We start from the raw sequence: 15,727 nt of genomic DNA on the forward strand, positions 1-15,727 counted from the left end.
CCACCACCGCGAAACATTCCCCAAGGAGCGCCACCGACGTGACGAACAACGAGGTTCAGCAGGGTGGATTCGCTGAGGCTGGTGCCGACCTCGAGCTGGTCGGCATCAGCAAGCGATTCCCCGGGTTCACCGCGATCGAAGAACTCGATCTGACCATCCCGGCTGGGTCGTTCTTCGCCCTGCTCGGACCGTCCGGGTGCGGCAAGACGACCACCCTGCGGCTCATCGCCGGGCTCGAGGAGCCGACGACGGGGCGAATCCTCATCGGAGGGCGCGACGTCACCAGTACGCGGGCCTACCAGAGACCTGTGAACACGGTGTTCCAGAGCTACGCCCTCTTCCCGCACATGACGATCATCGAGAACGTCGCGTTCGGGCTGAAGCGCCGTGGCATCACGAACGCCGAGCCGCTCGCGCACGAGGCGCTGCAGCTCGTCGAGCTCGACCACGTCGCGAACCGCAAACCGGCTCAACTTTCCGGCGGCCAGCAGCAACGCGTCGCGCTCGCCCGGGCCGTCGTCAACCGTCCCGCGCTCCTGCTCCTGGATGAGCCCCTCGGCGCGCTCGACCTCAAGCTGCGCCGTCAGATGCAGATCGAGCTCAAAGACATCCAGAGCGAGGTCGGGCTCACCTTCCTGCACGTGACGCACGACCAGGAAGAGGCCATGACCATGGCCGACACGGTGGCCGTCATGAACAAGGGGCGCATCGAGCAGATGGGCAACCCTCAAGAGCTGTACGAGCTTCCGCACACGGCCTTCGTGGCAACGTTCCTCGGCCAGTCCAACCTCTTCACGGGCGAGGTGACGTCCAGCGGCTCGTCCTCGATCTCGGTCGACGTCTCCGGCACGACGATCGACGTGCGCTCGGATCGGGCGCAGCGGCATCGCGGGCGCATCACGGTGGGCGTCCGACCGGAGAAGGTCACCCTGCACGACAGCGCGCCGAAGCAGTCCAGCGAGCGGAATGTGGTCGGCCCGGGTCGTGTCACCGACGTGTCCTTCAGCGGTGTGAGCACCCAGTACGAGGTGACGCTGCCCGACCACGGCATCGTCACGGTGTTCTCCCAGAACACGAGCATCACCGCGATGCACCACGACGGCGATGAGGTCTGGCTCAGCTGGGATGTCGGTCACACCTTCGGACTCGCGGACGAGTCCTACACCGCCGCAGGCTCCCGCTTCCAAGACGACACCGACACCTCGATGATCGCCACGCAGTCGCGCGAGAAGCTCAAGGCAGAGCTCGGGGCGGACTGAGCCGTGGCCTTCACCGCCTTCTCCGCTCAGACGAGCGCGGCCGAGCAGGGCACGAAGCGACGCAGCCCCATCGCGCTCTTCCTGCTCCTGCCCGGCATCCTGTATCTGGTCCTGTTCTTCGTCACGCCCCTCATCTCGCTCATCATCACGAGCTTCCAAGAGCCCGACCCACTGCGTTTCGGGGTCTACACGAACGCGTTCCGCTGGGAGAACTACGTCACTGTTCTTGAGACGTACGGCGAGCAATCTCTGCGCTCCGCGGGCTTCGCCGCGCTCGCGACCTTCTTCGCTCTGCTCATCGGCTTCCCGCTCGGGTACTTCATCGGCATCACGCTGAGGCCGTACCCGCTGCTGCAGGGCCTGGCCCTGGTGCTGGTCATCGCGCCATTCTTCATCTCCTTCCTGCTGCGCACGCTGGCGTGGAAGCAGATCTTCTCGGATGAAGGGCCGGTGGCGGGAGTCCTGGGTGCGCTTGCGATACTCCCGCCGGGCCAGGCGATCACCGGCACGGCGTTCTCGGTCATCTTCGGGCTCACCTACAACTTCGTGCCCTTCATGACTCTGCCGATCTACGCGACGCTCGCGAGCCTCGACCTGCGCCTCCTCGAGGCCGGCAACGACCTCTACGGCAGCCCGGCCGTGACCTTCCGCACCGTGACGCTCCCGCTCTCGGCTGCGGGCGTGATGTCCGGCACCCTGCTCACCTTCATCCCGGCCGCGGGCGACTACATCAATGCGTCTCGGGAGTTCCTCGGGTCGGCCGACACGACCATGATCGGCAACGTCATCGAGACGAACTTCCTGGTGCTGCAGAACTTCCCGGCGGCCGCCGCTCTCTCCATCGTGCTCATGGCGGCGATCCTCATCCTGGTGAGCCTCTATGTGAAGCGCTCGGGGACGGAGGAGCTGCTGTGAGGGGCTTCGGCAAGTGGGCCATCTGGGCGTACTCCGGCATGGCGTTCGTCTTCCTGCTCATCCCGATCGTCTACACGATCGTCTTCTCCTTCAATGACGCACGGCGCACCAACATCATCTGGCGCGGGTTCACGTTCGACAACTGGCTCACCGTGTGCGAGGCGCAGACGGTGTGCCAGGCGTTCGGCAACAGCATCCTGATCGGGGTCACGGCGACCGTGCTCGCGACGACGCTCGGCACGATGATCGCGATCGCGCTCGTGCGGTACCGCTTCCGGTTCCGCAACACGACGACGCTGCTGATCTTCTTGCCGATGACGACCCCCGAGGTTGTGCTCGGTGCGGGCCTCGCCGCCCAGTTCCTCCAGGTCGGCGTGCCGAAAGGCCTCGTCACCATCATCATCGCCCACACCCTGTTCTGCCTGAGCTTCGTCGTCGTGACCGTGCGTGCTCGCGTCGCGAGCATCGACCCGGCTCTCGAGGAGGCGGGCCGCGACCTCTACGGCAACCCGAGGCAGGTGTTCTGGCGCATCACGTTCCCGATGCTCCTGCCCGGCATCGTGGCCGCCGCCCTGCTCTCGTTCGCCCTGAGCTTCGACGACTTCATCATCACGAACTTCAATCGCGGTGCCGAGGTGACCTTCCCGAGCTTCGTCTATACCGCAGCGGCGAGGGGCATCCCCCCCGAGGCGAACGTCATCGCCTCCGGCGTGTTCTTCCTTGCGATCGCGCTCGTGCTCATCGCGCAGCTCAGCGCGGCGGCACGCCGGCGGAAGCTCGCCGCGACGACGTAGGAGCGCTCGTCGCGCGCTAGAGGGTCACGACGAGGCCGCCGACGATCTCGCCACCGCCCCGCACGGGCTGCGCGAGCGACGCGGCGACCTCGTCCGCGGCCGCGGAGTCCACGACGCCCTCCGCTGCGAGCAGCGCCAGGGCCACCGGAGTCGTCGCACGCATGCCGCCATCGAGCATCTTGACGGCGACGGCGACCCCCTGCGAGCTCGCGAGGACGAGGAGGCCTTCCGCGCCGATCTTCGCCAGAAGCCCCAGTCGCTCGACGACCACCGTGTTGGCCCGACCGACGCCGTCGATCGCCCACGGCTGCGCCAGCACGGCCGACATCAGTGCTGCCGCGTGCGGCGAGTGCCCCGTCCCCACGCGGGCGATCCCGCGCCCGAGAGCCGCGAGCGAGGTCGCGTGCAGGGGAGCCCCGCAGCCGTCGACTGCCGTGCGGTGCACCGGCTCGCCCGTCCACTGCGCGATGGTCTCGGTGACGCGCCGCTGCACCGGGTGCTCGACGTTCAGGTACTGCCGAGCATCCGCCCCCAGCGCATCGCTCGCGCGCAAGAAGCCGGCGTGCTTGCCCGAGCAGTTCATCGTGACACGGGTGGCGGGCAGCCCGGCTGCCGCCCTCTCCGCGCGCTCGCGGGACCCCAGCGGGGGCTCGACCGGGCACTGCAGGTCGTCGCCTGTCCGCCCGTCCTCGGCGAGCATTCCCTCTACGACGGCGAGGTGGAGGGCCGACCCGCAGTGGCTCGCCGTCGCGAGCACGAGCTGCTCGTCGGTGAACCGGGCGCCCGCCTCGAGCATGGCGATCGCCTGCAGCGGCTTGAGAGTCGAGCGCGGGTAGACGGTCGCACTCGTGTCGCCGACGGCGCGCAGCACGCGCCCGGAGGCGTCGACGACGGCCGCGGCGCCGAGGTGCCGAGACTCGACGAGCCCCGAGCGCTCGAGCCGCGCGAGCTCCACGCATCCGGCGGGCTCGAGGGCGCGCGCGGCGCCGACCATCCCGGTCCGGGAGCCCATCCGGCTCAGGACGCGGAGATCACGGCGTCGAGCACGTCGACCGCGTCGAGCAGCAGAGCGTCGCTGATGACAAGGCTCGGCAGGAATCGGATCACGTTGCCGTAGGTGCCTGCCGTGAGGGCGAGCACTCCCTGCGCGGCGGCCGCGGCTGCGACCCGCGCGACGGTGGCCGCATCCGGCTCGCCCGTCTCCGGGTCGGTGAACTCGATCGCGAGCATCGCGCCCATGCCGCGCACATCGCCGATCACGGGATGCCGGCCCTGCAGCTCGAGCAGTGCGGGCTTGAGCACGCTCTCGATGCGGCGGGCCTCGGCGAGCAGGTCTCGGCTGACGATCTGCTCGAGCACGGCGACGGCGGCCGCGCACGCGACGGGGTTGCCTCCGAAGGTGCCGCCCAGTCCGCCAGCGTGAGCCGAGTCCATGATCTCTGCCCGCCCGACGACGCCCGCGAGGGGCATGCCGCCGGCGATGCCCTTCGCCGTCGTGATCAGGTCGGGCACGATGCCGAAGTGCTCGCTCGCGTAGAAGGCGCCCGTGCGGGCGACGCCGCACTGCACCTCGTCGGCGACGAACACGACTCCGTTCTTGCGGCACCACTCCACGAGCGCCGGCAGGTAGCCCTCGGCGGGCACCATGAAGCCGCCCTCGCCCTGAATCGGCTCGACGACCAGGCAGGCGAGGTCGGCGGCGCCGACGCGCTTCTCGAGGTAGCTGATCGTGCGCTTCGCAGCCTCCGGGCCGGAGAGCTTGTCGAGGTAGGGGTAGGAGCTCGGGGCGTGGTGCACGTCGCCGGCGAAGGGCCCGAACCCGGTGTTGTAGGGAGCGGCCTTGAAGTTCATCGCCATCGTGAGGTTCGTGCGGCCGTGATAGCCGTGGTCGAGCACGGCGACGCCGTTGCGGCCCGTGTGCTTGCGCGCGATCTTGACGGCGTTCTCGAGCGCCTCGGCGCCCGAGTTGACGAGCACGACCTTCTTCGCGTGGTCGCCGGGGGAGTGCTGCACGAGCAGCTCCGCGACGCGCACATACGGCTCGTAGGGGGTGACGGTGAAGAGCGTGTGGGTGAGGCGGCCGACCTGCTCGCGCACGGCGGAGACGACGGCGTCGTCGGTGTGCCCCACGGTCGTGACCCCGATGCCGCCGCCCAGGTCGATGAAGTGGTTGCCGTCGACGTCGACCGCGATGGCGCCGTGCGCGCGATCGATGTACACCGGCAGGGTCGTGCCGACCCCGGTGGAGACCACGGCAAGGCGGCGCTCGTGCAGCTCCCGCGAGCGCGGGCCGGGAATCTCGGTGACGACGCGGCGCTCCTGTGCGACGTCGGAGCCCACGGTGAGGCTCGAGGCGGAGGCGGAGAGGGTGTCTGTCATGGTGGGATGAGTGTACTCCGCGACACTGATCGGCTGAGGGAGCGTGACATGGGCAACGAGCACGGCTACGCGGTGAGCATCCAGTGGACCGGCAACCGAGGTGAGGGCACGGCCACGTACCGCTCCTATGGGCGCGACCACCGCATCCTCGCCGACGGCAAGAATCATGAGATCGACGGGTCGAGTGATCGCGCGTTCCGCGGCGACGCCGAGCGTTGGAACCCCGAGGAGCTCGTCATTGCCGCCCTCAGCCAGTGCCATCTGCTCAGCTACCTGCACGTTGCGGCGAGCAATGGGCTCGTCGTCATCACCTACCGCGACGACGCGACCGGCACGCTGCAGCAGGAGGGCGAGGGCGGGAGGCTCATCGAGGCGACGCTGCGCCCCCGTGTCACGCTCGCCGCCCACCACACCGACGAGGATGCGCGCCGCGCCACGCAGCTGCACGAGCGGGCGAGCGAGCTGTGCTTCATCGCCAACTCGGTGAGCTTCCCCGTCACGCACGAGCCGGTGACGCTCATCGAGGGTGCGCAGGAGCCACCAAGGCACTGATGGCAGGATGGGGACTTCGTGCCCATCCTCGACCGCTACCGGAGCTTCCTCGTGCGCCGTACTCCCATCGCCCTGCTGACCGCGGGCCTCCTCGTCTCCCTCGCCGCGTGCACACCCGGCGACGGCACCACCGACGGCGCGCCGGAGGGCTGCCTCGAGCCCGGCGACGCCTCACAGGCCATCGGGGTGGACGGGCCGGCCGGCGCAGCGCCGGAGATCACCTTCGAGGCGCCGCTCGACGCGGAGTCGACGCAGCGCTCGCTGATCCTCGAGGGCGACGGCGCGCGTGCGGAAGACGGCGACACGGTGCTCATCGAGTACACCGTGTTCAACGGCGAGACCGGCGACGAGCTCGCCTCGACGGGCTTCACGGGCGAGAACGCCGAGGCCTTCCCGATCGACACGGCGAGCCAGCAGCTCGTCGGTTTCTCCCTCCTGCTCGAGTGCGCGGCGGCGGGTGACCGCATCGCCGGCGTCATTCCCCCGATCGACGGCTTCGGCGAGGCCGGCGTTCCCGAGCTGCAGCTCTCGGGCACCGAGTCGCTCGTGTTCGTGATCGACGTCGTCGAGATCCTCGACGCGCCGCTCGACCGCGCCGAGGGCGCCGCGGGCGAGCTGCCCGATGGCTTCCCCGACGTCACCCTCGCCGACGACGACGGCGCGCCGACGATCGTGATCCCCGACGAGGCCCCGCCGGCCGAGTTCGGGCTGGCCGTGCTCATCCAGGGCGAGGGCCCCGTCGTTGACGAGGGCGCCGAGGTCACCGTGCACTACACCGGCATCAACTGGAACACGGGGGAAGTCTTCGACTCCAGCTGGCAGCGCGGTGCACCCGCGACCTTCCCCACGAGCGGGGTCATCCCCGGCTTCCGGGACGCGCTCGTCGGCCAGGCTGTCGGCTCGCAGGTCATCGCGATCATCCCGCCCGACCTCGGCTACGGCCCGCAAGGCGGCACGCCGGACGGCTCGATCGGCGCGGAAGACACGATCGTCTTCGTCGTCGACATCCTCGGCACGCGCTGAGTGCACGCGGCAGGATAGGGCGTATGCGCGACATCATCGTCCTCGGCTCCACGGGCTCCATCGGCGTGCAGGCGCTCGAGGTCGTCGCGGCGAACCCTGAACGCTTCCGTATCGTCGGCCTCGCCGCCGGCCGCAACCGTGAGCTCGTCGAGGAGCAGGCGCGAGCCCACTCCGTGCCGCACGTCGCCCTCGGCGCCGAGGCCGCCGCCGAGCTCGTGCGAGATGTCGCCTGCCATGTCGTGCTCAACGGCATCACCGGGTCGGTCGGTCTCGCGCCGACGCTCGCGGCGCTGCGCGCCGGGCGCATCCTCGCCCTGGCGAACAAGGAGAGCCTCATCGTCGGCGGCTCGCTCGTCACCGGTCTCGCGGCACCCGGCCAGATCGTGCCCGTCGACAGCGAGCACTCCGCGATCGCCCAGGCGCTGCTCGCCGGAGAGCAACACGAGGTTCGCCGGCTCGTGCTCACGGCGAGCGGCGGCCCCTTCCGCGGGCGCATCCGCGCCGAGCTCGCGGAGGTGACGCCCGCGCAGGCACTCGCCCACCCGACGTGGGACATGGGCCGCGTCATCACGACCAATTCGGCGACGCTCGTCAACAAGGGCCTGGAGGTCATCGAGGCGCACCTGCTGTTCGACGTGCCCTACGACCGCATCGACGTCACCGTGCACCCGCAGTCGATCGTGCACTCCATGGTCGAGTTCGTCGACGGCTCGACCATCGCGCAGTGCTCCCCGCCCGACATGAGGCTGCCGATCTCGCTCGGCCTCGACTGGCCGCACCGCGTGGCGGGAGTGGGTGCGCCGCTCGACTGGACGGCGGCCAGCACGTGGACCTTCGAGCCTCTGGATGTCGAGGCTTTCCCCGCGGTCGAGCTCGCGAAGCAGGTGGGTCGTGCCGGTGCCACGTTCCCCGCGGTCTTCAACGCCGCCAACGAGCAAGCCGTGCACGCCTTCCACGACGGCGCGCTCGCCTACCTCGACATTCTCGACACGGTGCGCGCCGTCGTCGACCGCCACTCTCCCGCCGAGATGACCCTCGACGGCGTGCTGGAGGCCGAGCGGTGGGCGCGCGCGGAGGCCGACGCGCTCATCGGCTCACGCTGAGCGCGCGGCAGTAGAGTTACCGCTCGTGGAGACCGTGCTGCTGTACATCGTCGGCATCCTCGTCGTCGCTGTCGGACTCGTCGTGTCGATCGCCCTGCACGAGCTCGGGCACTTCGTGCCGGCGAAGCTCTTCGGAGTTCGCGTCGGCCAATTCATGGTCGGGTTCGGGCGCACGATCGTCTCCTGGCGGCGCGGCGGCACCGAGTACGGGTTCAAGTGGATTCCCCTCGGCGGCTACATCTCGATGGCGGGCATGTACCCGCCCGTCGCGGGCTCGGCGCAGGGGCGCGCCTCGACGACCGGCTTCTTCCAGACCCTGGTTCAAGATGCGCGCACCGCCTCCGCCGACACCATCGTGGAGGGCGAGGAGGATCGCACCTTCTATCGACTGTCGGTGGGGAAGCGCATCATCATCATGCTCGGCGGCCCGCTCATGAACCTCGTCATCGCGGTCGTGCTGTATGCGATCGTGCTCATGGGCTTCGGCATCGCGCAGCCGTCGACCACGATCGGCAGCGTCAACGAGTGCGTGCTGCCGGCGACGAGCGAGCGCCAGGAGTGCGCGCCGGGCGACCCGCTGGCACCGGGCGCCGAGGCGGGACTGCTGCCGGGGGACCGCATCGTCGCGATCGACGGTGCCGCCATCGATGAGTGGGATGCCGTGCTCACGACGGTGCGTGACGCCGCCGGCGAGCCCCTCGACTTCACGCTCGAACGAGGCGACTCGACGGTGTCGACGACGCTCACCCCGCTGCTCACCGAGCGCTACGTGGTCGACGAGCGCGGTCAGCTCGTCGAGGGGCCGGACGGCCAGCTGCTCACGCAGCAGGTCGGCTTCATCGGGATCGGTGCCGCGTTCGAGACGGCGCAGCAGCCAGCCAGCGAGGTGCTGCCGGCCGTAGGGGACAACATCGTGCAGGTGGGGCAGATCATCCTCACGCTCCCGCAGCGCATGATCGACGTCGCCGAGGCGGCGTTCGGGCCGGAGGAACGCGACCCCAACGGGCCGATCAGCGTCGTCGGCGTCGGCCGAATCGCGGGCGAGATCGCGAGCATCGACACGCTTCCCGTCGTCGAGCGCATCTCTGCGCTCACCGGGCTCCTCGCCTCCCTCAACGTCGCCCTGTTCGTCTTCAACCTCATCCCGCTCCTGCCGCTCGATGGCGGGCACATCGCGGGGGCACTGTTCGAGGGGGCGCGCCGCCGACTCTGGGCGCTCTTCGGCAAGGCCGACCCCGGCCCGGTCGACACGGCCAAGCTCGTGCCGATCACACTCGCCGTGGTCGTCGTGCTCGGCGTCATGAGCGCACTGCTCATCTACGCCGACATCGTCAAGCCGATCACTCTCTTCTAGAGAGTCCTGTTCAGCGTCGGTGCGTACACTGGGCGTTGTGCCTGCTGTAAACCTCGGAATGCCCAAGGTCCCTGAGACCCTCGCCCCCCGCCGCAAGACCCGCCAGATCAAGGTCGGCAAGGTCATGGTCGGCAGCGACCACCCGGTGAGCGTCCAGTCGATGACGACGACGCCGACGACCGACATCAATGGAACGCTCCAGCAAATCGCTGAGCTCACGGCAACGGGCTGCGACATCGTGCGCGTCGCCGTGCCGACTCAAGACGACGCCGATGTGCTGCACATCATCGCGAAGAAGAGCCAGATCCCCGTCATCGCCGACATCCACTTCCAGCCCAAGTACGTCTTCCAGGCGATCGACGCCGGCTGTGCGGCGGTGCGCGTCAACCCGGGCAACATCAAGAAGTTTGACGACAAGGTGGGTGAGATCGCGAAGGCGGCGAAGGATGCCGGGGTGAGCCTGCGCATCGGCGTTAACGCTGGCTCGCTCGATCCCCGACTGCTGCAGAAGTACGGCAAGCCGACCCCCGAGGCCCTCGTGGAGAGCGCTGTGTGGGAGGCGAGCCTGTTCGAGGAGCACGATTTTCGCGACTTCAAGATCTCGGTCAAGCACAACGACCCGATCGTGATGGTGAAGGCCTACCGCCAGCTCGCCGAGCGGGGCGACTGGCCTCTCCACCTCGGCGTCACCGAGGCCGGCCCCGCCTTCCAGGGCACCATCAAGAGCTCCACAGCATTCGGCATCCTTCTTGGCGAGGGCATCGGCGACACCATCCGGGTCTCCCTGTCGGCGCCGCCGGCGGAGGAGATCAAGGTGGGCCTCAAGATTCTCGAGTCGCTGAACTTGCGCGAACGCAAGCTCGAGATCGTCTCGTGCCCCTCCTGCGGGCGCGCCCAGGTCGACGTCTACACGCTCGCCGACGACGTGACCGCGGGCCTTGAGGGCATGACCGTTCCGTTGCGCGTCGCCGTCATGGGGTGCGTCGTGAACGGGCCGGGCGAGGCCCGGGAGGCTGACCTCGGGGTGGCGAGCGGCAACGGCAAGGGTCAGATCTTCGTGAAGGGCGAGGTCATCAAGACGGTTCCTGAGTCGGAGATCGTGGCGACCCTCATCGAGGAGGCGAACCGCATCGCGGCGTCGATGCCGGATGCCCCGGTCGGAGAGCCGCAGGTCGTCACCAGCTGACGCCGCCTCCGCTGAGAGGCCGTGCCGCTCGGCTGACCCCCCCCACATCGGGGGACTGACTGAGCCGCTGGCTGGCTCAGTAGGCTCAACCCATCGACTGGGGGAGTCGACACTGAGAAGCACCGGGGGCGGTGCACGTTTCGCACGAGGCGATCAGGGAGTCTTCCGTCGTGCAGGTTTCCCGCCCATGCCGCGTCGCGGATGGTCGGGAAGGGCCTGCGAGCGACCCAAGCCCCCCTTGCCGCCGCTCGCAGGCCTATTTTCCATTCTGGCCCCCAAACGGGGGTGTCGGCCAGTGGATCGGGGGCGGCGCGCCGTGGCCAGTAGTCTGAACCGGTGACGACGCGACTGACCCAGCTCTTCCTCCGCACCCTTCGCGACGATCCCGCCGATGCCGAGGTGGCCAGCCACCGCCTCCTCGTGCGCGCGGGCTACATTCGGCGCCAGGCGCCGGGCGTCTTCGCCTGGCTGCCGCTCGGCCTGCGTGTGCGTCGCCGCGTCGAGGCGGTCATCCGCGAGGAGATGCACGCGATCGGCTGCCAGGAAGTGCACTTCCCCGCCCTCTTGCCGCGCGAGCCCTACGAGGCGAGCGGCCGGTGGGAGGAGTACGGCGACGGCATCTTCCGCCTCAAGGACCGCAAGGGCGCCGACTACCTGCTCGCACCCACGCACGAAGAGGTCTTCACCCTCACGGTCAAAGACCTCTACGGCAGCTACAAAGACCTCCCCCTGTCGATCTACCAGATCCAGGACAAGTACCGCGACGAGGCGCGCCCCCGCGCCGGCCTGCTGCGCGGCCGAGAGTTCTCGATGAAGGACGCCTACTCCTTCGACGTGACCGATGAAGGCCTGGATGCCTCGTACCAGGCGCAGCGTGACGCCTACGAGCGCATCTTCTCCCGGCTGGGGCTCGACTACGTCATCGTGCAGGCCGATGCGGGTGCGATGGGCGGCTCACGCAGCGAGGAGTTCCTGCACCCCACGCCCATTGGCGAGGACACCTTCGTGCGGTCGGCGGGCGGCTATGCGGCGAACGTCGAGGCGTACCGCTCGGTCGCTCCGGCACCACTGCCGTTCGACGGCGTGCCGCCGGCCGAGGTCATCGACTCACCGCGGACCCCCACGATCGCCACGCTCGTCGCTCTCGCGAACGAGAAGCACCCGCGCTCGGACCGCGAGTGGACGGCCGCCGACACGCTCAAGAACGTCGTGCTGCGGCTCACCGCGCTCGACGGCACGACAGAACTCGTCGTCGTGGGCCTGCCCGGCGACCGGGAGGTCGACCTCAAGCGCGCCGAAGTCGCCTTCGCTCCCGCTGAGGTCGCCGCCGCCACCGACGAGGACTTCGCGGCGCATCGCGGCCTCGTGAAGGGCTACATCGGCCCGTGGTCGCCGAGCGGCCCAGTACTGGGCGAGACGTCGGCGACGGGCATCCGGTATCTGGTTGATCCGCGCGTGGTCGACGGCACCGCGTGGGTGACCGGCGCGAACGAGCACGAGAAGCATGTGCTGGGCCTCGTCGCGGGTCGCGACTTCGTGGCGGACGGCCTCGCCGACATCGCCGACGTGCGCGAGGGCGACCCCGCGCCGGACGGCTCGGGGCCGATCGAGACTGCTCGCGGCATGGAGATCGGGCACGTCTTCCAGCTCGGCCGCAAGTACGCCGAGGCCCTCGGGCTGCAGGTGCTCGACGAGAGGGGCAAGCTCGTCACCGTGACGATGGGCTCCTACGGCATCGGTGTCACGCGCATCCTCGGTGTCATTGCCGAAGCCAACCACGATGAGCGAGGGCTCATCTGGCCCCGCAACGTCGCACCGTTCGATGTGCACATCATCGCCACCGGCAAGGACGCCGCCGTCTTCGACGTCGCCGAGACGCTCGTGAGCGAGCTCGACGGTGCGGGATTCGACACGCTCTTCGATGACCGGCCGAAAGTCTCGCCGGGGGTCAAGTTCGGCGATGCCGAGCTCATCGGCGTTCCCCTCATCGTCATCGTCGGTCGGGGCGCGGCCGAGGGGCGCGTCGAGTTCTGGGACCGACGGTCGGGGCAGCGCGAAGAGATCGCGCTGCACGAGGTGCTCGATCGCCTGCGCACGGCTCCCCAGTAGCGTCCGCCCGACGCTCGCCGCGGGCGGGGCGCGCTCGCTCGCGCGCGTGCTGGCCCGTCGCTGGGCCTGCCTCAGCGGACTAGAGTAAACGCGGTCGCTCACCTTCTCGACGAGCGACGATGCGGTCACCCCGACGCCCCCCACTTCTCGAGGAGACACACCATGACGCAGCTTCTTTCGCGCATGCTCGCAGGGACTGCCGTTGCTCTCGACGAGAGCTCGGGCACGGTGCGGATGACGACCGCGCTGGATCCGTCTGCGGCGCTGCTCGCGGCGACAGGAGCGGACGAGCAGCTCGTGCTGGTCATCGGCATCATCGCCGGAGCCCTCCTGATCGGCGGCATCGTGGTGACGGCGGTCGGCGCCTCGCGCCGTCGCGCGAAGCGCGAGTAGAGCACACCCTCGGCGAAGCGGGCTCCGGTACGGTAGGGGTCTGCAATCGAATAGAGGAGCGACACCGTGGACATCGACCTGACCGTTTTGAGGATGATGGAGCGCGAGCGGGAGATCCCGTTCGACGAGCTCGTTCAGATCATCGAGCAGGCCATCCTCACCGCCTACCTCAAGCACACGGAGCAGGACGACCACCGCGGCTCCGACCGCCCCCAGCCCCGCGCCGAGCTGGATCGCAAGTCGGGCCACGTCACGATCTACGTGCCCGAGTTCGATGAGGAGGAGAACCTCATCGGTGAGGCCGTCGACAGCCCCGACGACTTCGGCCGCATCGCCGCGTTCGCGGCCAAGCAGGTCATCAACCAGCGGCTTCGCGACATCGGCGACGACCGCGTGCTCGGCGAGTTCAAGGGCCGCGAGGGCGACATCGTCGCCGGGGTCATCCAGCAGGGCCCCAACCCGCGCATGATCCACATCGATCTGGGCACCGTCGAGGCGATCCTTCCCCCCGAGGAGCAGGTGCCGGGGGAGGACTACGCGCACGGCCGACGCATCCGCGTCTACGTCACGAGCGTCTCGAAAGGGCTCAAGGGCCCCTCGATCACCGTGAGCCGCACCCACCCCTCGCTCGTGCGCAAACTCTTCACGCTCGAAGTGCCCGAGATCGCGAGCGGTCTCGTGGAGATCACCGCCATCGCGCGCGAGGCGGGTCACCGCAGCAAGATCGCGGTGCGCTCGCTCGAACCCGGCGTCAACGCGAAGGGTGCCTGCATCGGTGAGCTCGGGCAGCGCGTGCGCGCGGTCACCGCCGAGCTAGGACAGGAGAAGATCGACATCGTCGACCACTCCGACGACCTCGCGACCTTCGTGAAGAACGCCCTCTCGCCAGCGAAGGTCTCAGACGCCTTCATCATCGACGCGGGCACCAAAGCCGTGCGGGCACTCGTGCCCGACTACCAGCTCTCCCTCGCGATCGGCAAGGAGGGCCAGAACGCCCGCCTCGCAGCGAAGCTCACGGGCGCGAAGATCGACATTCAGCCCGATTCGGTCATGGAGGAGTAGCCGAATGTCGATCTTCGCGCCGCAGGCAGCGACGCATCGCGTCGGTGCCGAGGACCCGTTGCGCCGCATCCAACTCGATTCGGTCATGGAGGAGTAGCTTCGCGGCTGGATGTCGATCTTCGCGCCGAAGCCCGAAACGCATCGCGTTTCGAGCGAGGGTCGGCGTGCGGAAAGCAAGAGGGGTAACATGGAACCCGTCAGAACCTGCATCGGCTGTCGCCGGCGTGCACCCCGAACCTCGCTTCTGAGGGTTGTGGCGCTCGACGGCAGAGTCGAGGCGGATGCCCTGGCCCGCATGCCGGGACGGGGCGCGTGGGTGCATGCCACCCTCGACTGCGTCGACGCCGCGACTGGGCGGCGGGCGTGGGCGCGCGCACTGCGCGTGACCGGTCCGCTCGACGCAGACCACGTACGACACACCATCGGAGCAACCGGCTCCACGAGAGAACAGGCTGATCGGCCAATGGACAACTGATGAGCGGCTCGAAATGAGACCCGTCCACCACTAGTGGTCCGCCCCTGTCTGGGTGCGGATCCAGACAGGAGAACAAGTGGCTGCAAAACCACGCGTGCACGAGATCGCGAGCGAGCTCGGCATCGAAAGCAAGGTCGCCCTCGAGAAGCTCAAAGAGCTCGGCGAATTCGTCAAGGGGCCGTCGTCGACGATCGAGCCCCCGGTCGCGCGCAAACTGCGCAAAGCCGTCGAAGATGCGGGTCTCGGTGCGCCGAAGGCGCAGGAGAAGCCGGCAGCGAAGGCGCCCGCCAAGGCCGCGCCCAAGCCCGCACCGAAGCCCGCCGAGACTGTCGAGACGGCTCCTGAGCCGGCCCCGAAGCCGGCTCACGAGGCGCCCGCCGCCGAGGCTCCCGCCGCGCCGCAGAAGGCGGCCGAGAACGACGCGCCCGCACGACCGGCGGCCTCCGGCGGCCCCCGGCCCGGCAACAACCCCTTCGCCTCCCAGCAGGGCATGTCGCGCCCCGGCGCGCCGCGGCCCGGCAACAACCCGTACTCGTCCTCCCAGGGCATGCCGCGCCCCGGCGGTGTCGGCGGCGCCGTGCCGCGCCCGCCGCGCCCCGGCGCTCCCCGCCCGGGTGCTCCCCGCCCGGAGGGCGGCCCCGGCCGTCCCGGCGGCGGTCGCGGCAATGCTCCGTTCCTGACCCGTCAGGGCGGCCCCGGCCGTCCCGGCGGAGCAGGTGGCCCCGGCGGCGCCGGCGGTCCCGGCGGCTTCCGCCCCGGCGGCGGCTTCAGCGGCCCGCGTCCCGGCGGCGGCGGCCGAGGTCGAGGCCCCGGTGGCGGCACTGCTGGTGCCTTCGGGCGTGGCGGTGGCAAGTCCCGTGCTCGCAAGTCGAAGCGCACGAAGCGGCAAGAGTTCGAGATGCGGGAGGCGCCGTCGGTCGGCGGCGTCAGCGTTCCCCGCGGTGACGGCAAGAAGGTCATCAGACTGCGGCAGGGCGCATCCATCAGCGACTTCGCCGACAAGCTCGAGCAGGTCAGTGGCATGAGCGTGCCTCCCGGCAACCTCGTGACCGTGCTCTTCCACCTCGGCGAGATGGCCACGGCGACCGAGTCGCTCGACGGCGCGACCTTCGAGGTGCTCGGC

At 69.4% G+C, this 15,727-nt stretch carries 15 protein-coding genes; 13 read left to right on the forward strand and 2 right to left on the reverse strand.

Going from position 1 to position 15,727, the window contains the following annotated elements; genetic code table 11:
* The first annotated feature begins 38 nt into the window (after positions 1 to 38).
* The 3 genes from RJQ01_RS06060 to RJQ01_RS06070 are packed head-to-tail and all read left to right on the forward strand — an operon-like array spanning position 39 to position 2,968.
* On the forward strand, positions 39 to 1,259 hold the full coding sequence (locus tag RJQ01_RS06060) for an ABC transporter ATP-binding protein (protein WP_350475827.1): 1,221 nt from the start codon (positions 39 to 41) through the stop codon (positions 1,257 to 1,259).
* A 3-nt stretch (positions 1,260 to 1,262) separates the two neighbouring features.
* Entirely contained in the window at positions 1,263 to 2,174 is a 912-nt protein-coding gene (locus tag RJQ01_RS06065; RefSeq protein ID WP_350475828.1) for an ABC transporter permease, read from the forward strand.
* A gap of 38 nt (positions 2,175 to 2,212) precedes the next feature.
* Positions 2,213 to 2,968 (forward strand): ABC transporter permease, encoded by a 756-nt coding sequence (locus tag RJQ01_RS06070; protein WP_350475848.1) that lies wholly within the window; start codon positions 2,213 to 2,215, stop codon positions 2,966 to 2,968.
* Positions 2,969 to 2,984: 16 nt separating this feature from the next.
* On the opposite strand, the gene RJQ01_RS06075 is transcribed toward RJQ01_RS06070, so the two are convergent.
* Positions 2,985 to 3,980 (reverse strand): asparaginase, encoded by a 996-nt coding sequence (locus tag RJQ01_RS06075; RefSeq protein ID WP_350475829.1) that lies wholly within the window; start codon positions 3,978 to 3,980, stop codon positions 2,985 to 2,987.
* Between the two features lie 5 nt (positions 3,981 to 3,985).
* The gene (gene gabT, locus RJQ01_RS06080) at positions 3,986 to 5,347 is read right to left on the reverse strand and encodes a 4-aminobutyrate--2-oxoglutarate transaminase (protein ID WP_350475830.1); all 1,362 of its coding nucleotides are present in this window, start codon (positions 5,345 to 5,347) and stop codon (positions 3,986 to 3,988) included.
* A 6-nt stretch (positions 5,348 to 5,353) separates the two neighbouring features.
* Between gabT and RJQ01_RS06085 the strand changes: the two genes are divergently transcribed.
* The 10 genes from RJQ01_RS06085 to RJQ01_RS06130 all read left to right on the forward strand — a co-directional run.
* A complete protein-coding gene (locus RJQ01_RS06085; RefSeq protein ID WP_502885234.1) occupies positions 5,354 to 5,899 on the forward strand; it encodes an OsmC family protein in 546 nt (181 codons plus the stop codon).
* A gap of 18 nt (positions 5,900 to 5,917) precedes the next feature.
* The gene (locus RJQ01_RS06090) at positions 5,918 to 6,922 is read left to right on the forward strand and encodes an FKBP-type peptidyl-prolyl cis-trans isomerase (RefSeq protein WP_350475831.1); all 1,005 of its coding nucleotides are present in this window, start codon (positions 5,918 to 5,920) and stop codon (positions 6,920 to 6,922) included.
* A gap of 23 nt (positions 6,923 to 6,945) precedes the next feature.
* Complete coding sequence (dxr, locus tag RJQ01_RS06095; RefSeq protein ID WP_350475832.1) at positions 6,946 to 8,025, forward strand: 1-deoxy-D-xylulose-5-phosphate reductoisomerase; 1,080 nt, start codon at positions 6,946 to 6,948, stop codon at positions 8,023 to 8,025.
* Between the two features lie 25 nt (positions 8,026 to 8,050).
* Positions 8,051 to 9,379: a M50 family metallopeptidase gene (locus RJQ01_RS06100; RefSeq protein WP_350475833.1), complete on the forward strand. Its 1,329-nt coding sequence runs from the start codon at positions 8,051 to 8,053 to the stop codon at positions 9,377 to 9,379.
* A gap of 58 nt (positions 9,380 to 9,437) precedes the next feature.
* Positions 9,438 to 10,565 (forward strand): flavodoxin-dependent (E)-4-hydroxy-3-methylbut-2-enyl-diphosphate synthase, encoded by a 1,128-nt coding sequence (gene ispG / locus RJQ01_RS06105; protein WP_350475834.1) that lies wholly within the window; start codon positions 9,438 to 9,440, stop codon positions 10,563 to 10,565.
* Between the two features lie 336 nt (positions 10,566 to 10,901).
* A complete protein-coding gene (locus tag RJQ01_RS06110; protein WP_350475835.1) occupies positions 10,902 to 12,674 on the forward strand; it encodes a proline--tRNA ligase in 1,773 nt (590 codons plus the stop codon).
* A gap of 162 nt (positions 12,675 to 12,836) precedes the next feature.
* A complete protein-coding gene (locus RJQ01_RS06115) occupies positions 12,837 to 13,067 on the forward strand; it encodes a hypothetical protein (protein ID WP_350475836.1) in 231 nt (76 codons plus the stop codon).
* Between the two features lie 66 nt (positions 13,068 to 13,133).
* Positions 13,134 to 14,129, forward strand: a complete 996-nt coding sequence (gene nusA / locus RJQ01_RS06120; protein WP_350475837.1) for a transcription termination factor NusA — start codon at positions 13,134 to 13,136, stop codon at positions 14,127 to 14,129.
* Positions 14,130 to 14,316: 187 nt separating this feature from the next.
* Positions 14,317 to 14,604 (forward strand): YlxR family protein, encoded by a 288-nt coding sequence (locus tag RJQ01_RS06125; RefSeq protein ID WP_350475850.1) that lies wholly within the window; start codon positions 14,317 to 14,319, stop codon positions 14,602 to 14,604.
* A 76-nt stretch (positions 14,605 to 14,680) separates the two neighbouring features.
* Positions 14,681 to 15,727: translation initiation factor IF-2 N-terminal domain-containing protein (locus RJQ01_RS06130; RefSeq protein WP_350475838.1), on the forward strand; the 1,047-nt coding region annotated here is incomplete at its 3' end.

This window comes from Microcella sp. (assembly GCF_040286215.1).
GTDB lineage: Bacteria > Actinomycetota > Actinomycetes > Actinomycetales > Microbacteriaceae > Microcella.